Origin of the sequence: Endozoicomonas sp. SESOKO1, assembly GCF_024606265.1 — a bacterium.
Classification (GTDB): Bacteria; Pseudomonadota; Gammaproteobacteria; order Pseudomonadales; family Endozoicomonadaceae; genus Endozoicomonas.
The window spans coordinates 20,507-40,809 of sequence record NZ_JAHHPP010000406.1 but is presented as its reverse complement, the minus strand read 5'-3'; the positions used below and the strand labels follow the sequence as shown (position 1 = coordinate 40,809).

General features: G+C 48.1%; 15 protein-coding genes. 5 read left to right on the top strand and 10 right to left on the bottom strand.

Annotated features, from left to right (window positions below; translation table 11 throughout):
- Positions 1 to 393 precede the first annotated feature (393 nt).
- The 4 genes from KDK13_RS18725 to KDK13_RS18710 form a co-directional block, all read right to left on the bottom strand.
- The gene (locus KDK13_RS18725) at positions 394 to 1,557 is read right to left on the bottom strand and encodes a hypothetical protein (RefSeq protein WP_257286529.1); all 1,164 of its coding nucleotides are present in this window, start codon (positions 1,555 to 1,557) and stop codon (positions 394 to 396) included.
- A 193-nt stretch (positions 1,558 to 1,750) separates the two neighbouring features.
- On the bottom strand, positions 1,751 to 2,545 hold the full coding sequence (locus KDK13_RS18720) for a hypothetical protein (RefSeq protein ID WP_257286528.1): 795 nt from the start codon (positions 2,543 to 2,545) through the stop codon (positions 1,751 to 1,753).
- Between the two features lie 176 nt (positions 2,546 to 2,721).
- A complete protein-coding gene (locus KDK13_RS18715) occupies positions 2,722 to 4,011 on the bottom strand; it encodes a hypothetical protein (RefSeq protein WP_257286527.1) in 1,290 nt (429 codons plus the stop codon).
- Positions 3,948 to 4,355 (bottom strand): hypothetical protein, encoded by a 408-nt coding sequence (locus KDK13_RS18710; RefSeq protein ID WP_257286526.1) that lies wholly within the window; start codon positions 4,353 to 4,355, stop codon positions 3,948 to 3,950. The genes KDK13_RS18715 and KDK13_RS18710 overlap by 64 nt, the downstream gene beginning before the upstream one ends.
- 298 nt (positions 4,356 to 4,653) lie before the next feature.
- Here KDK13_RS18710 and KDK13_RS18705 point away from each other — a divergent pair, with 298 nt between their 5' ends.
- Complete coding sequence (locus tag KDK13_RS18705; RefSeq protein WP_257286525.1) at positions 4,654 to 4,929, top strand: hypothetical protein; 276 nt, start codon at positions 4,654 to 4,656, stop codon at positions 4,927 to 4,929.
- Positions 4,930 to 5,081: 152 nt separating this feature from the next.
- Here KDK13_RS18705 and KDK13_RS18700 read toward each other — a convergent pair whose 3' ends face one another.
- The 6 genes from KDK13_RS18700 to KDK13_RS18675 form a co-directional block, all read right to left on the bottom strand.
- Positions 5,082 to 5,399 carry a HigA family addiction module antitoxin gene (locus tag KDK13_RS18700; RefSeq protein ID WP_257286524.1) on the bottom strand — a complete coding sequence of 106 codons (318 nt, stop codon included), beginning with the start codon at positions 5,397 to 5,399 and terminating at the stop codon, positions 5,082 to 5,084.
- A gap of 42 nt (positions 5,400 to 5,441) precedes the next feature.
- Positions 5,442 to 6,065 (bottom strand): porin family protein, encoded by a 624-nt coding sequence (locus tag KDK13_RS18695; RefSeq protein ID WP_257286523.1) that lies wholly within the window; start codon positions 6,063 to 6,065, stop codon positions 5,442 to 5,444.
- Between the two features lie 263 nt (positions 6,066 to 6,328).
- On the bottom strand, positions 6,329 to 7,030 hold the full coding sequence (locus tag KDK13_RS18690; protein WP_257286522.1) for a M48 family metallopeptidase: 702 nt from the start codon (positions 7,028 to 7,030) through the stop codon (positions 6,329 to 6,331).
- Positions 7,031 to 7,046: 16 nt separating this feature from the next.
- Positions 7,047 to 10,409 (bottom strand): type I restriction endonuclease subunit R, encoded by a 3,363-nt coding sequence (locus KDK13_RS18685; protein ID WP_257286521.1) that lies wholly within the window; start codon positions 10,407 to 10,409, stop codon positions 7,047 to 7,049.
- 2 nt (positions 10,410 to 10,411) lie between these two features.
- Positions 10,412 to 11,689: a restriction endonuclease subunit S gene (locus tag KDK13_RS18680; RefSeq protein ID WP_257286520.1), complete on the bottom strand. Its 1,278-nt coding sequence runs from the start codon at positions 11,687 to 11,689 to the stop codon at positions 10,412 to 10,414.
- Complete coding sequence (locus KDK13_RS18675; RefSeq protein WP_257286519.1) at positions 11,689 to 13,320, bottom strand: class I SAM-dependent DNA methyltransferase; 1,632 nt, start codon at positions 13,318 to 13,320, stop codon at positions 11,689 to 11,691. The genes KDK13_RS18680 and KDK13_RS18675 overlap by 1 nt, the downstream gene beginning before the upstream one ends.
- Positions 13,321 to 13,669: 349 nt before the next feature.
- On the opposite strand from KDK13_RS18675, the gene KDK13_RS18670 reads away from it, so the two are divergent.
- From KDK13_RS18670 to KDK13_RS18655, 4 genes are all read left to right on the top strand, one after another.
- Positions 13,670 to 14,962: a tyrosine-type recombinase/integrase gene (locus KDK13_RS18670; RefSeq protein ID WP_257286518.1), complete on the top strand. Its 1,293-nt coding sequence runs from the start codon at positions 13,670 to 13,672 to the stop codon at positions 14,960 to 14,962.
- Positions 14,963 to 16,183: 1,221 nt separating this feature from the next.
- Positions 16,184 to 16,765, top strand: a complete 582-nt coding sequence (locus KDK13_RS18665) for a recombinase family protein (RefSeq protein ID WP_257286515.1) — start codon at positions 16,184 to 16,186, stop codon at positions 16,763 to 16,765.
- Between the two features lie 1,286 nt (positions 16,766 to 18,051).
- Positions 18,052 to 19,212, top strand: a complete 1,161-nt coding sequence (locus tag KDK13_RS18660) for a hypothetical protein (protein WP_257286514.1) — start codon at positions 18,052 to 18,054, stop codon at positions 19,210 to 19,212.
- Positions 19,213 to 20,046: 834 nt separating this feature from the next.
- Complete coding sequence (locus KDK13_RS18655) at positions 20,047 to 20,235, top strand: hypothetical protein (protein ID WP_257286513.1); 189 nt, start codon at positions 20,047 to 20,049, stop codon at positions 20,233 to 20,235.
- Positions 20,236 to 20,303: the final 68 nt, after the last annotated feature.

Here is a 20,303-nt window from a genome sequence, read left to right as displayed (position 1 = left end):
TATGAAAAAGCACTGTTGGCTGCTGAAAGTGGTTTTCAGTTATCTCATCTGTACGCATGGGGTATAGAATGGAGTCTACTTCTGCAACACCACGGGAGAAGGCCTGCCCTGATGCACCAGATTCAGAAAAAGTGACATCCCGGACTGAAGAAAATTGACCAGGATTTTCCTGTAATTGAACATAAGAAATAGGACTTTGCATTAAATTATTGAGCTATTGAATTATTGAACTATAGCTTATGATCACATCCCCTTTTAAAAGTTCCTCCTCTAACACAACCCATTCAATATATGGTGTAGCCTGGCATAAGAATTTTTGATGATTAAGTGGAATTGTTATAAGTAATAGCTGCGTAAGAAGCGGGGGCTGGTAGCGCTCCCTTTTTGCCATGCTTAAGCGGGATTTTTGCGAAGCTCTTTTTTCCGCTCCCTTTCACGTTGTGCGTAAGCAGGGTCTTTGCGAAGTTTCTTCATTTGCTCCCTTACGCGCTCCCTTTCGCGCTGTGCGTAGGCAGGGTCATTATGGTAGCGCTCCCTTTGGCGCTTCCTTTCACGTAGGGTGTAAGCAGGGTCTTTGCGAAGCTTCCTCATTTGCTCCCTTACGCGCTCCCTTTCGCGCTGTGCATAAGCGGGGTCATTCTGGTAGCGCTCCTTTTTAAGAGTCTTAATGCGTTCCAGGTGAGCGGGATTACTCTTGCGGTAATTCTTATAGTACTCCCTTTGACGCTCAATGTAAGCGGGATCTTTGCGAAGCTCTTTTTGGTACTCCCTTTGGCGCTGTGCGTAAGCAGGATCATTCTGGTAGCGCTCCTTTTGACGAATCTTTTTGCGTTCTACGTAAGCGGGATTATTCTTGCAATAATTCCTATAGTACTCCCTTTGACGTTCAACGTAAGCGGGATCTTTGCCAAGCTCCTTTTTGCGCTCCATTACGCGCTCCCTTTCGCGCTGTATGTTTTCGGGATCATTCTGGCAGCGCTTCCCTTGACGGGGCCTGAGGCGTTTCAGGTAATCGGGGTCACTCTGGCAGTGCTTTCCTTGACGGGGTCTGAGTCGTTTTACGTAATCGGGGTCATTCTGATAACGATTACTTTGACGTTGAATTGGTAGTGAGCAACTTTCGTCAGACTTCTGACCAGGGTTGTTATCAACAACCGATGAGTTTTGCGGGGATGATTGACCTAAACCCAAAATTGACTGGATCGAAAACCGTTCATTTTCAGGAATATAGGCAGGAGCAGGGTTATCATTCTGTGCTTCTGTCCTGACCGGTAAATGAAGTGGATGATCTTTTATGGCATGGTTGACAACGATGACTACCGACCTTTTTTTAAAACGGGAATCATGAAATGGATTATGAAATGGCACCGCTGGCTGATGAAGGTGGTTTTCAGTTATCTCATCTGTAGGCATGGGACATGGAACAGAGTCTGCTTCTGCAACACCACGGAAGAAGGCCTGCCCTGACGCACCAGATTCGGAAATAGTGACATCCTGGACTGAAGAGAGTCGACCAGAATCTGCTTGTAATTGAACATAAGAAATAGAGCTATGCATTAAATTATTTAATTATTGAATAATTGAACTACAGCTTAAGATAACTTCCTCTGGTAAAAGTTCCTCCTTAACATAACCCATTCAATATGTGGTGTAACCTGGCACAAGAATTTGCAATGATTAATGGTGGAATTGTTATAAATAATAGCTGCGTAAGAAGCGGGGGCTGTTAGCATTCCCTTTTCCGCCCTGCTTAAGTGAGGTCTTTGCGAAACTCCCTGCGACGCTTACTCTGGTATTCCCTATAATATTTCCTTTCGCGCTCAACGTAAGCGGGGTCTTTGCGTAACTCCCTAAGACGCTTCCTCTGGTATTCTCTATAATACTTCCTTTCGCGCTCAACGTAAGCGGGGTCTTTGCGTAACTCTCTGCGACGCTTCATTTGGTATTCCCTGCGGTACTCTCTTTCGCGTTCAACGAAAACGGGATCTTTGCGATGCTCCTTTCTGAGTTCCCTTGTACGCTCGTTTTGACGTTGTACGTAAGCAGGGTCTTTGCGAAGCTCCTTTTTGCGCTCCCTTGCGCGTTCCCTTTGGCGCTGTGCGTATGCGGGATTATTCTGGTTGCGACTGCTTTTACGTTGAATTGGTAATGAGCAACTTTCGTCAGACTTCTGACCTCGGTTGTTATCAACTGATGGGTCTTGCAGGGATGATGGACCTAAACCCAAAATTGACTGGATCGAAAAATGTTCATTTTCAGGAATATAGGCAGGAGCAGGTTGATCCTTTTGTGCATCTGTCGTGACCGGTAAGTGAAGTGGAGGACCTTTTATGGCATGGCTGACAACGACGGCCACCGACCTTTTTTTAAAACGGGAATCATGAAATGGATTATGAAAAGGCACCGTTTGCTGATGAAAGTGGTTTTCAGCCATCTCATCAGTACGTATGTGACATGGAATAGAGTCTGCACTTGCAACACCACGGGAGAAGGCCTGCCCTGATGCGACAGATTCGGAAACAGTGACACCATGGACTGAGGACAATCGACCAGAATCTGGCTGTAATTGAATATAAGAAATTGGACTGTACATTGAATTATTGAATAATTGAACTACAGCCTAAGATCATTTCCTCTGGTAAAAGTTCCCCATTTAACTCAAACCAGTCAATATGTTGCGTAAGCGGGATAGTATAAGGGGGAATAACCGTCATATTTTGCTCAAAAGCTGGTTTCTTTATTGCCTGAAGCAGTGCCGTCCGGAATAATCGTTACCTTCGCCTGGAGTTTAATGGAGTCAGGATTTCTCATTTTTCGACTTTTTTTCCTGCCAGATGTTTGCTGTGCTTCAGGAGAAGCAGGTAGCGAAAGATCACTGTCCATCATCGGTGAGATTTCTGATGGTGATTCCTTTTCCTGCACATCCTTGAAGGCATCTTTAAGCATAGCCTGGATAACAATATCACTACTATTGATTTCAATCGTATAACGATTGCTGTTTCGGGAGATTTTGTAATCAACAGGGTTGCCACTTGCGGGTCGTGTGATTAACTGATGTCCCAGTTCCAGTAGAAATCGTTGATCATCAGCTACTTTGCGCTTATCAATGGTTAACTCAAGGGAGTGCCTTGAACGACGGCAATGGCAGCATCCAGCGGTTAATAGACAAATCAAGCCAGTGGCAAGAATAAAGGCACCGCTGAAATAAATATAGAGCTTCAGGTTTTCTTCACTTTCTTCAATTACTTTTTTCACATAGGACGATGTTTCCTGAGTATCCTCAGTGGCATTTTTGACCATGGTTTTCATTGCGAGTGCGTCGTCGGAAAAACCATCGATTGAACGGATTACGTATTGAGAAGCATTTCTTACCATGCCCTCAATGCCCTCAGCCCGGTCAGAGAAGCCATTGGTTGTCGTCATCACATGCAGTGTGGCGTTTTTCACCATTAACTCAATATCTGCCACTTGACCAGAAAAGCCGTCAGTGGTGGTCATCACATGCTGAGTTGCATTTCTAACCATGTTTTCGACATTGTCTACCCTGTCTGCGAAGCCGTCAGTAGTTGTGATTACATGGTTTGTCGCGTTTTCTACCATGCTTTCAATGGTAACAAGGCCTCGTTGAAGTTTACCAGCCAGCACTGCTGTTATATTTTGTACATAAGGACCCATTTCTGCCGCCAGTTTCTCTTCATCTACCCCAAACCAGCCTCTTTTCTGGCGGCTGTGTGATGATTGGGTCTTCGCAGATGTTGGATGTTGACTCCCATGATCAGATGGCTCAATACCCTCTCTTGCCATCGCTTTGCAGACCACTTCCGTTCGGCAGGCCATTTTTCCTGAGTCGTTGGCTAATGTTCTTAACGGTTCCGGCAGAGAACTGGCGTTAGCAGCGAACTCATCAAGTCTCTTGATATTGTCTTTGAGATCGGGTGTCGTGGCTTTTACCGCAGCATGCCGGGCTTCTGTTCTTTTATTTTTACCGCTTCCCGCTGGTATGGAGGGCAACTGATGATTTGCTGGTAAATGGGTGCTTCTGTTTGCCGGATGTTTGTTGTCTCTGAGCGTTCCTTTAACCACTTGGCGTGGGGGGAGACTTTTTTCTCTATGAGTGTGTCTTGTTGATTCGTAATGTCGGGGGGCTGTTTTTTCTCAATTTTCCTTTTTAATAGAAGTTTGTGGGTATTTCTTAATTCAAACTTTTTTTGTGTTTTTACAATATCATTTCCTGTAGATGCTGTTTTTTTTACCGGACCATTCACGAAATTATCGCTCGTGGAATTACCTTTCGCAGGAGTGGATATATTGGATAATAAAAAAAGTGAGAAGTTTGCGGTAACATTAGAGGGCATGAGATATTTTAAACTCCTTGGTAATTTTTATATACATTATTAGAACAAATGTTGAATAAATGCCTTTCAAAATCACTTTTTCATGTTTTATTTTCATCATAACCCTGGTATGAATAACCTGTTGTCAGCCAGAGGCAGGGTTGTCAGTTCATAGCACCCTGGACGAACCAACCGGTGTCATTTGTTTTTATAAGAGTTCGCCCGTTGATTATGTAATGATACCTGTGTCAGGTGTCTCTGTACCATCTTTCAAAGTCTGCTATGCTCATGGCCCGTTCAATAAAAACAGGTGGTACTTATGTCACTGGAAGCCAGGGTAAACGCTCTTGACTATGCGTTCCACGAAAACAACAAAATTCTTGAAGCGACACACGGTGTTGTCTCCCTGATTCTCAACGAACAACGTGAGAAGTTCAAAGAGATTGATGCGTTTATTGCCGAACAAAAAGCATTCAACAAAGCGGTTGTCCAGCGTTTCGAGGCGGTTGATCGCCGTTTCGACGAGGTTGATCGCCGTTTCGACAAAAGCGAAGAGCTTCTGATCCAGATCGTCAACCACCTTGCCAGCAAGTAACACGCTACCTGACAACAGCGTCAGGGGTGCTGTCGCCCCTTACGCAAAGGATGTTAGTGGCGAGTACTACATAATAAGCAGAAGATTGGAGGGAAACGCAGCGGATATCGAACAGTAATCTTCAATGGTTCTCTGGTATAAAGACGAAAATTTCAGGCCAGCTTTTGTTGTTGGACGGACTCTATACGCTCAATATCATCCTGCTCAGCCTGCTGCACCTTGAACAGATCCCATCGTTGCTGGAGGTTCAGCCAGAAGTCTGCGGACATGCCAAAAAAACGGGCAAGTCGCAGGGCTGTACTCGGGGTAAGCCCCCGTTTGCCATTGACCAGCTCATTGACCCGCTGATAAGGGACATGAATCGCTGTAGCAAGCTCTTGCTGGGTGATGTTCATTGGCAGTAGAAACTCCTCCCGCAACATTTCGCCAGGATGAGTGGGCGCCCGGTTGGTTGGAATACGCGTCATCATTTGATTTGATACCAGCCTCCGGTTAAGAGGCCGGTTAATTGTTTAATAGAATACCTTGGCAAATAAACGAGTGACGTTATCATCTGAAGTGGTTTGATAGTCCAGGCCTAATGCCCAGTCATCATTCACTACATATTCAGCACCGATGTTAAAAACATTGCTCTCATCAAATAGTTTTTCATCGTAATCCTGATATGCATAACCTGTTGTTAGCCAAAGGCCCCGCTCAAGATGGAATCGCACATCCATCGACGCAGTATAGGAGATGATCTCGGTTTTAACTTCGGCAGAACCCAGGATTACAGTCGACTCTGTTATGCCGACAGCGATGCCGGGAAGAATGTCAAGACGCTCAGTTGGCGAGATAACGAATTTACTGCCGACAAAAAAGATGTGTCCATCAAGGTCATCAACATTGACTAACTCATCATCATTCACGGAAGAGTAGGCATAACCCGCTTCAAGGATAAGCGGCAGGGCGTCAAATTCATAAGCCCCTTGAACAAACCAGCTGGTTTCATCAATGGTGAGTTCATCAATTTCAGAATTCCCAAATCCAGCCCCGACAGTGATATGGGAATAGTTGTAATTGTCCCCGGCGTTTACCAGAGCTGAAGCAGCCAGTGATGCTACGGTGGTGAGCATGAGAAGAGGCTTTTTTCTCATTCTGTTTCCTTATTGTTTGTGTTTTTGTATTAGTCTGCCTTGTATGTGCTATTCAAGCATACCTGCGAAAAGACTGATAGGCACGATATTTGAAGTGCAAATACTTATTGCAGAAGATAGGCCAGCTTATGAATTTCCAGCAGGTTAAGCCGTTAATCAAACCGTTGGTAACGTTGCATTAGCAAAATCAGTAATGCCCGGGCACGGGTCATCGCTGGCCTTCGACTTCTCATAGTCTGTTCCTTTGGTAATGCCACCCATCATTACACCTCAACCCCCAACCGCTCAATCTCCCCATGGCACCGTTGCCAGTGTGGATAATGTCTCTCCACCAAATGCCAGAATGCCGGATTATGGCTCTTTTCCACCGTATGGCACAGTTCATGGACAATGACGTAGTCCAACACTGACGGAGACAGCTCCATACAGCGGGGGTGAAACTCAAGGATATTGTCATCGGAACAACTGGCCCACCGCCCCTTGAACTTGAACAGCCGGGCCGAGACCGCCTGCAAACCCGTTGCCCGTTGCCAGTAACGAATGCGAGGCATCAGTTTCTCTTTGGCTTTATCGCGGTAAAACCCCTCAAGCACCGGTTTCAGGGCTTTGCGGGAAATGCTGTACCCCTGGGGCGACTGAATAAAGAAACGGCTGTTACTAAAGCGGATCACCGGCTTGCTCAGTTCCGCAGCGGGTTGCACCTGGCAGTACCAGGTTTTGCCCCGGTAGAGAATCCGGCTGCCGGTGACGTACATCTCCTTGCATGGCTGGTTCACTTGCTTCAGTCGCTCCCGAATCCAGCGGGCCCGCTGGCGGATTAACTGCCGCTGTTCGGCTTCGGGAATGGCTTTGCCCCTCAACAACACCGGCCGACCACGCTCAACGGTGATGTAGTGCCGCTTCAGCCCCGGTTCGGTCTGAAAAATCCACTCGATGGTGGTTGTCCCGTAAGCAAACAGCGGCATGGTGGTGAGCGTCCTGTCAGTTGTTCAGCAATATATGTAGCAGTTCGGTGGCGTGCTGACGAGCCACGGTCATATCCCAACCGGCCAGGGTACGCAGCTGTTTGCGAATACAGGTTTGCAGCGGTTTGTGAATCTCCGTTTTCTCCTGCCATACCGGGCTGGCGATGGTCTGGCTGATTTCCTGATCGGCAAACAGCGCTTGCGTCCATACGGCGGCGGTTTCGCCGTCATCGTTCAGTTGGCTGCGCAGGTAGTCAAATACCGCCACCTCGGCCGGGGTATTGAACCCGGCCTGCTGACCGCTCGCTGCTTTCTCCCGCACCTGCTGGCAGAACAGCTCCAGTTGCAGCAAAAACGCCGCCTGCTCAATGCGGTTGGCTTTTTCGTCCGCCAGCAGTTGCTCCAGCGCCTCCTGCAATTTTCCGAAGAAGCCGGGGTTCTTGCGCATGCCCACGGCAATGGTGTGCTTAAGCTGGTTCTTCATCACCAGCGCCTGACTGCCTGCGGCCTTGAGCTTGCGCAGGCGCTCCATATCACCGGCATCCAGAATGGAGACTTCTCGCCCGATCAGGCTGCGAACCTCATCGGCAGCAATGTAATCGTCCAGCAGTTGTTGCAGCAGGGCCGACTCCAGCTGGCTCAGTGGCCCCTGATAAGCGTCATCGGGCAGGCTTTGGCGCACCGCGTCCTTGATCGCTGTCAGCACCTGAAAGAACGGTTTGTAGCGGGTACCCCGTTCATCGGGAAGCACCGTGTCGAGGCGGGCATTAAACGCCTTGAAGGTCGCAAGAAAGTCATCCACCACATCCAGTCGTACGTCCGGGTCAAGGTACTGCTCCGCATCACGCTTGAAGGGTTCTGGCTCCTGGATCGGGTCGTGCTTTTTCGGCAACAGGTCCAGCACCTTTTGCAGCGCTGCTTCGAGCTTTGGCAGCTCGCTGTTGATATCGGTCCAGATTTGCTCCGGTTGCACGTCGCCGCTGTATATTTTCAGGGCGTCGTCCAGATACTCGACGACGCCGTAATAGTCGACAATGTACCCGGCATTCTTGCCTTTGCGGGTGCGGTTCACCCGGGCGATGGCCTGTAGCAGGGTGTGTTCTTTCAGGGGTTTGTCCAGGTACAGGGTGCTGACAATGGGCGCATCCCAGCCGGTTAGCAGCATATCGGAGACGATCAGCAGACCAATATTGCAAAACCGGATGCCCTGGCCATCGGGCGCATTGCTGTCATTCTGGCTTTCATCGCCGTAGGGTTTCTTGAACAGGTTGTTGACCAGCGCGGGAATCTCATCGCTGGGTACCGCCACCGGCACCTGACCGGCATTGCGCTCTGCCTTGATGCGCTCCTCGATGGTTTGCAGCGATTTTTTATCCAGTTGGTATTGGCCAGCGGCTTCCTGCACCTGATCGGCACCGGTGCGGCTGTCGGTGATATTGCCCAGGGAGATCACCACCCGGCTTTCAAAGGTCTCCTGGCCATTAGCAGCCCGTTCGGCCATAAGCCGGTCGAGGGTGTCTTTATAACGCACCGCCATCTCCCGACCGTTGCACACCAGCAATCCCTTGAACCCCCGGGCTTTGACCGACGACAGAAAATGATTAACCAGATGCCAGGTATTGGCCTCGATACGATCACTTGCCGTGCGTCGTCTCTTCAGCAGCGCCTGTTTCAGTTGCGCCTGCCGACCTTCATCTTCCTGCCCGAAGGTGTCGGTAAAGGCGCTATCGAGCTGGGCATCGGTGGTCAGCTCGGTCATGCCCTCCTGGTATTTGATGGGCAGGGTGGCACCATCGGCCACGGCTTCGTCCAGACGGTAGGTGTCGATATAGTCCCCGGCACCGAACTCCCGCAGGGTGTCTTTGTCGTGTTTGGCAATGGGGGTGCCGGTGAAGGCGATAAATTTGGCATTGGGCAGGCTGGCCCGCATAAAAGCCGCCAGAAAGCCGTACTGACTGCGGTGCGCTTCATCCACCAACACATAGAAGTTGGGCTTGGTGGAGAGCACCAGAAAATCGACCTTTTCCCGGCTGATCTCCTGCCAGAGCGGTGGCAGCGGTGTTCCGGTGTCGTCCAGTTGGCCGAAGTTAGTGTTGCTGTCCTCACAGATAAAATAGTTGCCACCGTCTTCTACCCGGCGGATACGGGTTTGGTGGTCGGCACTGTCTTCATCCGGGTCGTGCCGGGCGGCTTTGATGGGTTTGCCATCGTGCTCCTGAAACTTCTGCACGGTACTGGTGAAAATGCTGCCGTAGTCGTTGCCCAGCATCTGCTGTAACCCCGCCACCGACGGTGCCTTGAGCGGGTGCAGGCCGATATTGGTGAAGGTATTGAAAATCTGCCGGTCCAGGTCGGTGCGGTCGGTCAATACCAGAATGCTGGGGTTATTCAGGCCAACACTTTCAGCCCGCAGGTAGCGGGCCAGATAAGCCATGGTCAGGGACTTGCCGCTGCCCTGGGTGTGCCAGACCACGCCGCCAGTGCCAGCATTACCAATCACACCGTTGCTATCAGCCTTGGTGAGCCGCGCCAGCGTCTTACGCACCGCCCGCCACTGTTGGTAACGGGGCAGCTTTTTAATGGTGCGACCGTCTTCCACTTCAAACAGCACAAACTGGCAGACCAGCTCCACAAAGCGGGTCGGCTCAAACAGCGCCCACAGCAGACGATCCTGTTCGCTGGATTCTGTGCCAAGCAATTGTCGTACAACCGCTTCTTCGGCATCGTCCAGCCGGTAGCGAAAGTAGAAGGCTTCTGGCGTGTAGATAGCACCGTAACGGGCCTGACCCCGGTTAATGGCCGCACAGACCTGGTTAAAGACAAAGTGGCGCGGGTGGCTGTGCTGGTAGGCGAGCAGCTGGTTAATGCCCTTGCTCAGTTTGATATGGCTGGCCTTGCACTCGATCATTGCCAGAGGCAGGCCGTTGATAAACAGCAGCAGGTCGGGCCGGAACTCATCGCCCTCGCTGTTGCTGCCAATGTACTGATCCACCACATGGAAGCGGTTGGCAGCAGGTTTGCCCTGGTCCATAAAGCGGACGCTATGGGCACGGCCACGGGCATCCTTGAGCTGGATATTGCTGCCATGAATCACCGACGCCCAGGCGTTCTGGTTCGCTTCCAGCAGGTTCTCCTGCCAGAATTTGCGCAGCTCCCGCAGGACGGTGGCGGTGGAGCTGTTGCCGCTCTCTTTTTGCAGCGCCGCCAGCCACGGGTTGAGGCGCAGCAACTGTTCAGCCAGCACATCCTCCAGAATGGGTGCCATATGACGGTGCGCCTGCTGGCGGCCCACCTCGGCACCGCTGAGATGGGTGTAACCGAGTTTGACCAGCCAGGCGATGGCGGGTTTTTCCACACCTTCCAGTTCCGGGTTGTCCATGGTTAGTGGTCCTGCGGGTCGGGCTGTACGCGGATTTGGCCGGTCAGGAGCTTTTGCATCAGGCCTTTTTTTAGTTGTTGGGTTTGGGCTTTTTGGGTTTGCAGGTGGTCCAGTTTGCGGTCGACGGTGTAGAGGGTGCTAGAGATCTCCTTTTGCTCCGAAATAGGTGGCAACTTTATTTTTATTCCCATGAGAGCTGCTTTGTTCAACTTCGGTTGTGCTTGACCGGTTACATAATCTTTTATCGAAATAAAATTGATCATGTACTGTAGAAATCTCAGATCGCTAGACTCAGTACTTTGCAGAATATGAGCGTGATTGTTTACCCAAAATTTTCCGGAGACATAAAGCGCTATGTCATATTTTCTTGATTTGACATTTTCGCCATCCTCCGCAACTAGCAAATAATCACCTTCAAAGATGTAGTCATCCACAAAATCAATGATGCCTTGCGCCCCATAATATGGATATTCACCCTGCCGATTCTGGCGATCTTCAGATTTAATAGGAACTCTCAGGTTATCAAAGTTTTCTGAGATGCTGCCAATTGTTGCAACCTCCCATACCACCGGAATCCGCCCCAACTCTGTTTTCTGAAAATCGGTATGCGGCTGCCACCGGCCATCAGCATCCTGGGTGCCGACACCCTGGGTAAACAGCTTCTGCATCAACCCCTTTTTCAGGGTTTGGGTGGTGGTGATCTGCTGGTCGATCAGGGCCAGCTTGCTATCGACGGACGACAGGATACGGGCGATTTTTTTTTGTTCGGGGAGTGGGGGAACAGCAACATGCCAACCACGAACAACATTGACATTCAGATTACCAACACCGCCACCAACATAAACTTCGTTGTTAGCTAATCGCTTGTAGTGAGCAGAGTTTAAAAGCTGTTTTAGAAATTCATTATGAAGTCTCGCGCCCGTTTTTATAAGCGTAAGACTTACATAAATTGAAAACTCCAGATCAGTTTCAATAATCGCTGCTTCACCAATTGAACCAACACGCGTATACAATATATCTCCCCTTTTCGGAGGATTATTGGCGTACAGCTTTGCATGATCAGAGTATGAGATGCATTTGTATTTTTCTAATCGCAACGTACCATTTTTTACGTTCTGTGCAGACAAAAATGGTACGCCTCCAGATGTGACGTAACGAGGCGTAGATGCGAGTCCACAGGTTATCAAGTCCGTGGCCTCTTTGAGTTTACTGATGCTCCAGTCTGCTGGAATAATTCCAACAGGACTTGCTTTGTACCCATCAGGTGCAGCTGTAGACATCACGCTCCCTCCACTTCGGTGGCAGTCGCAATGCTTACTAAATCCAGCTCACGCAGATATCCATCCAACTCTGCATCAACTTCTGCCAACTGCCCACTGATAACTGCCAACTGACCCAGCACCCCAGCAATATCCACCGGCACATCTGCCACCGAAGTATCGATATACCGCGCAATATTCAAGTTGTAATCATTACCAGCAATCTCACCCATCGGCACCAAACGACAATATTTCTCTTCCTCCACACCATTATGAAAAGCCGCACTGTGCGCCTCATGAATATGGTCAATATCCTGCACCCGCAAACTGTTCTGGTTCTTGCCCTCGGCAAACTCCCCGCTGGCATCAATAAAGATCACCTTGTCCTTCAGGTTGGCAGGCTTCTGCTTATTGATAACCAACACACAGGCAGGAATGCCGGTGTTATAGAACAGCGCCTCCGGCAGGCCAATCACTGCCTCAATCCGATCACCAGGCTGCTCGCTGGTGCCTTTGAGCAGCCCCTGACGAATCTTGCCCTCCTCACCGCCACGGAACAGCACGCCGTGGGGCAGTACCACCGCCATACGACCATCGTCTTTCAGGCTGGCCAGCATATGCTGGACAAAGGCCAGGTCGGCATAGCCACGGGGCGGGATGCCGTAGCCGAAGCGTCCGTAGCGGTCGTAGACTTCTTTCTTGTAGTTGGGGGCCACCTCTTTCTCTTTACCGTCTTTGCCCACTTTGGTTTTCAGGTTGACTTCCAGCGGCGTCCACCACTGTTTGGCGGAAAACGGCGGGTTGGCAATCACCCGGTCGAATACACGCACACTGTCCTGTTCCAGGTGCAGCGGCTCCACCAGGGTATTCCCCCGGCGCAGGTCGGCGTTCATATTGTGCAGGTAGAGGTTCAGCTTGCCGATGGCCCAGGTGCCCAGGTTGCGCTCCTGACCGTAGAGCGCCACGTTCGGCCGACCCATGATCTGGCCGCCGGGCAGGTCGGCCACATGGTGGGCGCTCTCCACCAACATACCGCCACTGCCAAAGGTAGGGTCGTACACCGTGTGACCGGGCTGCGGGTCCAGCAGGCGCACCAGCAGCTGCACCACCGGCTTCGGGGTATAGAACTCGCCGCCTTTTTTGCCCGCATCGTCGGCAAACTGTTTGATCAGGTATTCGTAGGCATCGCCCAGCATATCCGCCTTGTACAGGTGCTGGTTGCCCAGGTTATAACGGTTGAAATGGCGCAGCAGACGGGCCAGCAAGTCATCGCCCAGCTTGGCTTTGTCGCCAAACTGAATGGCGGTGAGCACACCTTCCAGATAGCTGTTGCGGGCTTCAATATCACCAAAGGCTTCGTCGATCACCTCGCCGATATTCTCGGTGCGCTCAATAATGTAATCCCAGCGGGCATTCAGCGGCACAAAGTAGTCACCGTCTTCTTCTTCAATCGCCATGGCCTCGGCACGGGTGCACTCTTCATCGGCCATAATGGCGGCGACCCGTTCCTCAAATACGTCGTTCAACCGCTTGAGAAAGATCAGACCGAAGATGTAATTCTTGAAGTCGGAGCTGTCGATGGAGCCACGCATGATATTGGCGGACTCCCAGAGCCAGGATTCGAGGGTTTCGAGGGTGAGTTTTTGCGACATAAAGGGTAACCGTTGGCGGGGCGGGCAAGCGGGGGGTGTTGTGAACCTGGTGCTTCTGTCGGCCCATTAGTAGTAAATGGTCGTTAGGTTACCGGAAAGGGAGTTGCAGTGGTATAGGGCAGGGGAGACTTATACAGGATATGGTGGTGCGCAGTGCATTGATGAGGGCTTACAGTTCAGATGATTATGACTGGTTAAACAGGGCAAATAAGAAGTGGCGGAGGGACAGGGAGACTATTCAAAGCAAGCCTGAAGGCCGCAAAGCCTTTGATGTAAGGGTTTAAAGCTATTGTGCGTGGTAACAAATGTGGTAACAATAAGCTATTACGAACGTACAGATAGTGGTTGTATGTCAGACAATAAACATTTGCAGCTAAAGCGCAATGTCTGGTTTATCCATAAGCGCATACCAGAACACGCCAGGCACATTACAGGAGGCTCAAAGTTCTACGTTAAGTCTTTGGGTACATCCTGCATCAAAACAGCCAGAATCAGAAGGGATATGCTTCTTGCAGAAATCCACAGGAAAATAGAAGCTTGTGAAGAGGACTCGGATAGAGCTAATTATTTATGGCGGCTGTCTATTCTTCAGAATGACCCCAACTATGAGCATGCATGGGAACGAAGCCAGATAATCATAGACCCCGACTACAGCGAACGTTTCAACGAAGCAGATATAAAAGCTGCCAATACCTTTATGTATGGCACACAATACCCTGAGTTCGGTTATTCCCTGAAAGACGCTGCAAAGCCTTACAAAGAGTTCAAAGCGCAGACCCTTAAATCTGTTAAGGACTTGGGAAAAATAGACTTAGCTGTCACTTCTCTGCTTTTTTCTATGGGTCTCAAAGATACCCCGTTGACATCAATCACACGTAAACAAGTCAAGCACTGGCTTTCACAGTTGGACGCAGCAGGCAAGACCAAGAAAAATTACCTATCTGCTTTGCGTGGTATCTGGAATTATGCAGTAGACCTTGAAGAAATACCGGAAGGTAATAACCCTTTTGATAAGCACAGTATCAGCACAAAGGACACTCAGAGCTACCAACTGTTCGCAGACCACGAACTGTCAGCCATATTCGCTGACATCATGGAACAACCAAAAGTAGAACGTAGGCTCATACCAATGATGGGGCTTGTGACAGGTTGTCGTATTGAAGAACTCTGCCAACTCAGGTCTGAGGACGTCAAAGATGAAAACGGTGTCCCTTATATTTCCATTAGAGAAGGCAAGACCAAAGCAGCGACACGGCTAGTCCCTTTACACCCTTGGATTGCTGGTGAGGTTTTACAGCAGGCAGAGAAGACCAAAGGGGACTACCTATTTCCAGCACTAAGCACACGAGAAGACGGTAAAAGGTCTGATGCTTTCTCTAAGTGGTTCGGACGGGTCAAGAAAAAGCATGGTGTAACATCCAGAGATAAAGCATTTCACAGTTTACGAGTTCATACGGCTACAGCCTTTGAGCGTGGGAACGTGCCAGAAGAGACAGCAACCTTTATCCTTGGACACGAAAGGAATATGTCAATGTCCTATGGACTGTACTCCAAGGGTAAAACAATCAGTCAGCTATACGATGCAGTACTAGCTGCTAGTTTTCCTGATTGTGTCGTTCCTGTTATGTCGGAAGCTGTATAACCCTGTCCATATAGTCCTGTCTGCCATAGGCGGGACTCAAAGGCTAATTTCTACCCGTACCCCTGTCTGCTATTCGCTGGTGGTAGGCATAAAGTCAGACCAGCTTTTACTGTAAAAAATCTGAGAGCCTACTTATTAGTAGGAGTCCCGTACCCCTTTACCCCATATGGCGGGGGGGCTTGCCTTGAGGTCAGACAAATAGCGTTACACAAATTGTGGAAAGCCCAAGTAGACCACCAGCAGCAGACCACAGAAAGTAGACCCTGATGAAAAGATGAGTACCCAAATCAGGTACGCATGGTCAGACCACCAGCAGACTTTAAGATGAGTAGCTAAATCAGCTACGCCTGACTGAGACCATAAACCATAGTGTCAACAAACGACCGTTATATGTCACCTTATGGATAGGTGTCTTTGTGGTGACAACAATATAGGCTTGACAGTTAATGTCACCTAAAGCACAATGTCACCACCTTAGATGTCACCTTGAGTTATGACACCATGATTAACTACACAATGGAACAAGCACACAGACTACAGGAACTAGCCGAGGCAATCAGGGATAAGACCTTGACACTGAAGACCAAGGCAAGCACTTCTTAAATAATTCAGCCTATGACAATAGGTAGGGTTATCAGTGGGTTAAATGGGGTCTATGAGTTAGACAGAAGGGTCTTCTACTGAGACTCCCCCGTCTTAGAGACCAAAGGGTGTTAGGTGTTACCAAGTGGTCAGCTATGAGTCTTGGCTTGAGGCTATGCTTAAAGTTCCATATCAAAACTCTTAGCCCTCCTTGTGAGGGCAGGCTTACCGTTTTACTCAGGTATTTAATCCTAACTTATAGAAGAGCCTCGCAGTCTAGCTATTTGTAATACACCATGTTTTATTGCTCGCTAGCTTTGGGTCATAAGAGAGAACAAAACGGCAGGTTTACCCCGTATAGGGTGGCTAGAAGTTGACCAGTAGAGGCGGTCAGACCACAGGTACACAGCCTGACCACAAGACTAGCTCTAGGGTAACGATAGCTACACTATCCTTGAGCCATACCCAAGAGCCATACCCAAAGTAGACCACAAGACTAGCTCTGAGCCTAGCTCAAAATCATCCGTATTAGAGCTACTGGTAACAGGGTCTCAATACTTGGCTCTAAATATAGCTTTACTATTCTGAGCTATGGCTCTAAGATAGCTACACGTTTTAGAGCTACCTGAGCTAAGCAGTATGACCAGAATCTTCGCCTATTGCCGAGTGTCCACCACAGAGCAGACCACAGCTAACCAGATATTAGCTATCAATAATGCAGGCTTTAACGTAGAGCCTCATAGAGTGGTCACAGAGACTATCTCAGGCTCAACTATGGCAATGCAAAGAGCTAACTTTAAGAAGCTTGTAGAAGACCGTATGGAGGCTGGAGACACACTCTTAGTCCTTAAGCTAGATAGACTTGGTAGAGATATGATTGATGTGTTGTCTATCTTGGAACTATTAGCAAGCAAAGAGATAGCTGTCATTAGCCTAGACCTTGGGAACATTAACCTTAACTCTCCTGCTGGTAAGCTTCAGGTGCAAGTAATGGCTGCTGTGGCTGAGTTTGAGAGAAATAGGATTAGAGAGCGTACCAAGGAGGGCTTGGAGAGAGCTAAGGCTGAAGGTAAGGCTCTAGGCAGACCTTCATTAGACCAAGAGTTACAGGATAAGGTGGTAGAGTTAAGGGCTTCTGGTCTATCTATCAGTGAGACAGGTAAGGCTTTAAATATCTCTGTCAGTAGCGTTAAGAGGCTGCAAGCAAGGGCTAAGGGTTAGCTCTAAGAATGGCTCTCAGAGGGCTTAATGTTTTGTATTGGTCTAGCGGTACACTTGAGGTCTTACCTTTGTACTGGTCTAGCGGTACATGGAGCCTTGCGTCTAAGAGTACCTGTAAGTCTGACTCACAGCTTACCTCACAGCTTACCTCACAGCTTAAACTTCCTGCTTAACTCACAGCTACCTAAATGCATCCTTTGTCTTCTATTAGGGTGACTAGCCTGTATCTACGTAGAAGTTACGGTTAACGTAAGGTGTATTAACTACATATAGTTACCTACAGTTATAGCTATAAGCGCCTACTGACTGTTACCTACTGAATACTTAGTGTTATCTATATGTCTAGCTATTAACACCTATTAGTCCTGGCTTTTGTACTCATTTATACCTATACCTGATTTAATCCTAACTTATAGACATTTATGGCTATAGGTCAGACATATAGTTACATACTTAAAGTTACCTCATAGTTCCTTAAGTATGAGTCTTGTTTAAGTCCCTATTAAAGTCTCCTCCTCTATTATTACCTTCCTAGTCCTATAACTATAAGCCTGACTATCAGCTCTCCACTACTATAGTTATATCCTCAATAGTCCTATGACTATCAGCCTTGACTATTACAGTTATTACCTCCTTAGTTATCCTCCTCCAATACTACTACTATAAGTCTGACTATCAGAGCTAATAGCTAACTCTAAGTCCTACCTACAGTCCTACTCAATGCCTGACCTCAAGTAGCCCTTACTATAAGGCTAAACTGTATGTCCAACTCAAGGCTAAACTCTAAGTCCAACTGGAAGCGATAGGACTAGGAAGGTAATAAACATCAATTAGCCTCATGGTCTCCAACTCAGGGCTAAAGCATAGGGTCTATATCCTGACTAATAGATTATTAGCAAAGAGTTTATAGCCCAATGACAAAGCAATGCACTAAATGTCTGAGCATTAAGCCCTACTCTGAGTTTCATAAGATGAAGCCAACTAGAGACGGTTATAAGAATCACTGTAAGGAATGCTGCAAGCTCTACAAAGCTCAGTATAAGGAAGTGGAAGAGAATAAGGAGAAAATAAGGAAGTATCATAAGCAGTACAATAAGGAGAATAGAGAGCGTATTTCTGATTATATGAGGGACTATATGAGGGGCTACAGGCAGAAGCAAAGAGAGAGAAAGATTGACCTTTAAGACAGACTTAAAGTTAGCCGGTATATACACTAATTGTTAAGAGCTTCTACTTAGATAAACTACAGCTATCTCCTATACATGTTTGTCTGGTCTCATTCCTGAATGCCAATTAGCCCCTCTAATATCATTACTCTGGACGTATCTCTCGTTAAACTCATCGCTGACCCTGAGCTTACCCAAGTTCGAGTCAGGGGCAGTGGTGAACACAGGGACGCACTGTTATCTGAGCTGCAAATCCTCATGGAAGATAACCCTGAAGCCCGCCTTGACCCTATTAAGGTAGTGCGAGCTACTGACAAGACCAGTGACTTCCATTCTGAGGTCTACTATCTGGTCGATGGTTTCCATAGATTCCATGCTTATAAGGCTGCTGGAGTCAACGATTACCCTGCCGAGGTTGTGGCTGAGGGTGATGAGCGTGAAGCTCGCCAGCAGGCTTTAAGCGCTAACTGCGACCACGCTCTGATGTTGGCTCTTAATGCTGCTGACCGTAAAAAGATATTAGCTATGGCTGCTGAGATTCTTACAGAGGGTCTACCTAAGCATAAGCGGCAAGTTACATACAAGCAGTTAGTCGAAGTTACAAAGATGCCTGAGAAGTTCAAGTCCTCAGTTAAACGCTTTGTAACTGCCTTTAATACTGAAGGTGACAAGGCGCAAACTGCTCTTATTGAAGAACTGCTAAAGGTTGGAGAGCTAACACAAAGGGAGATTGCTGAAGAAGCAGGGACTTCGTTAGCTACTGTGGAGCGTAAAGCAGCAACCCTCAAAAACGCAAAATGCGTAAATGAGGGTCAGCCTCAACCTTACATTGAGCAGCTATCTGCCGAGACCGACGAAGACCCTCTCGCAGAAATAGCTTCTGACTTCGCATTCGACCCTGAGTCCTTCATGTCTGAAGTAGACGCTCTGGCTGACGAAGAGTTTGAACCTAATTTCCTGCCTAATGATGAAGATAAGTACTTCGAGGTTAAACCTCTGGTCAATGTCGAAGTTGAGACCAAGAAGGCTTACAAGACAGGTGACGATAGGTACAGCTTCAAGAAAGAGGCTGACCAGATGGTCGCTGCTTTTCCTCCTGAAGTTCAAGCGGGTGCTTCTTTTGCAAGCATTAACAGAGCCTTTCAGGATTGGTCTCAACAGGATGCTGTACTCTGTTTTAGAGAGATGCAGCTCAATCTACCTGACCAACTTACAGCCAGTCTGAAGAATCTCCGCAAAATGTTATCTGCTTTGGAAGAAGCTGGTATTTCTTTACCCTAATAGGACAAGAAGGCTGACGTTAGCGAGGCATCAAGTAAGCGGGAAGTTCAATATCGGATAGGCGAACTGCTTAATGAGCTGAGGGGTCATTATGAAAGTAATAATGCTTTCGGTGATGCCGTTAGCCAACTTTTCAAAAAATTGGCTAACGAAGGGTTTAAAGTTCCAAGTAGTTCTGCGATTAAAAACCTAAGACAACTCCCTAAGTTTGGCTCCCTGACTGATTGTGAAACCGTTGGCTTCACTAATGTATACAAGCTCATGGAAGAAAAGAATGCTGTCTTCAAAGACCGTGTTCTTAAAATCCTTACTAACGAAGACAGCAAGTCTGAAAAGAAGGCTGTCATCAAGCTGAGCAAAGAACTAGCCTCTGGTCTCCCTTCTGTATTAATTCCTAACTTATAGACAGAACATAATAACAATAACAAGCTGTCTTATAGTTAGGCTTGATTACCTAACGGAACACGTTGAGGACAGACTATTACTTCTTACCTTCTCCCCCGCCAATGGTGTAGTAGTAGTCTGTCCCCTTTAACTTCCTTCATTCTAGGTTAAAGGTTTGTTGCTATCCTGCTTTGGTGTTTATTGTGGCTGTTGTTGGCCTACATAAACCCACTACCTAGACAAGTAGTTAAACTGTCTGCTTTTCCTAATGATTAACTGTCAGCTCTCCCTAGATATGACCTTCCTTCTTCCAGCGTATCAAGACTGGAGAGCTAACAATTAATCATTACTTGCACTCGTGATTAATACCAATACTGATAGTCCTCTGTGGTCTATTGGTGTTGGCTTTTATTTTTGTATTAAAACTCAATTCAAGTACCAGACTCTATTATGAATACAGAAGATAAACCTAATACTACTCCTGCTATAGTCACATTCAGACCAACAGCTAAGCAACATAAAGCTATTGTTGCCTTGGCTTCAGCTCTGACCAAGCAGCAAGGGCAAGTAATTAACAGGACTAAAACTCTAGGCTTTGCCATTGAAAAAGCTGCTGAGGTAATGGGGATTAAGCTTTGAGTGCTAATACCCTAATTTCTCACAGATTACCTAATAGACAAGTAGGAGGCGGTAAGTCTAGCCGTAAG

Excerpts from the sequence above, each read along its gene's own strand:
- KDK13_RS18665 (WP_257286515.1), top strand. The coding sequence starts at position 16,184 with ATGACCAGAATCTTCGCCTATTGCCGAGTGTCCACCACAGAGCAGACC.
- KDK13_RS18655 (WP_257286513.1), top strand. The coding sequence starts at position 20,047 with ATGAATACAGAAGATAAACCTAATACTACTCCTGCTATAGTCACATTC.
- KDK13_RS18705 (WP_257286525.1), top strand. The coding sequence starts at position 4,654 with ATGTCACTGGAAGCCAGGGTAAACGCTCTTGACTATGCGTTCCACGAA.
- KDK13_RS18710 (WP_257286526.1), bottom strand. The coding sequence starts at position 4,355 with ATGCCCTCTAATGTTACCGCAAACTTCTCACTTTTTTTATTATCCAAT.
- KDK13_RS18670 (WP_257286518.1), top strand. The coding sequence starts at position 13,670 with ATGTCAGACAATAAACATTTGCAGCTAAAGCGCAATGTCTGGTTTATC.
- KDK13_RS18680 (WP_257286520.1), bottom strand. The coding sequence starts at position 11,689 with ATGTCTACAGCTGCACCTGATGGGTACAAAGCAAGTCCTGTTGGAATT.
- KDK13_RS18685 (WP_257286521.1), bottom strand. The coding sequence starts at position 10,409 with ATGGACAACCCGGAACTGGAAGGTGTGGAAAAACCCGCCATCGCCTGG.
- KDK13_RS18700 (WP_257286524.1), bottom strand. The coding sequence starts at position 5,399 with ATGATGACGCGTATTCCAACCAACCGGGCGCCCACTCATCCTGGCGAA.
- KDK13_RS18695 (WP_257286523.1), bottom strand. The coding sequence starts at position 6,065 with ATGAGAAAAAAGCCTCTTCTCATGCTCACCACCGTAGCATCACTGGCT.
- KDK13_RS18660 (WP_257286514.1), top strand. The coding sequence starts at position 18,052 with ATGCCAATTAGCCCCTCTAATATCATTACTCTGGACGTATCTCTCGTT.
- KDK13_RS18725 (WP_257286529.1), bottom strand. The coding sequence starts at position 1,557 with ATGCATAGCTCTATTTCTTATGTTCAATTACAAGCAGATTCTGGTCGA.
- KDK13_RS18690 (WP_257286522.1), bottom strand. The coding sequence starts at position 7,030 with ATGCCGCTGTTTGCTTACGGGACAACCACCATCGAGTGGATTTTTCAG.
- KDK13_RS18675 (WP_257286519.1), bottom strand. The coding sequence starts at position 13,320 with ATGTCGCAAAAACTCACCCTCGAAACCCTCGAATCCTGGCTCTGGGAG.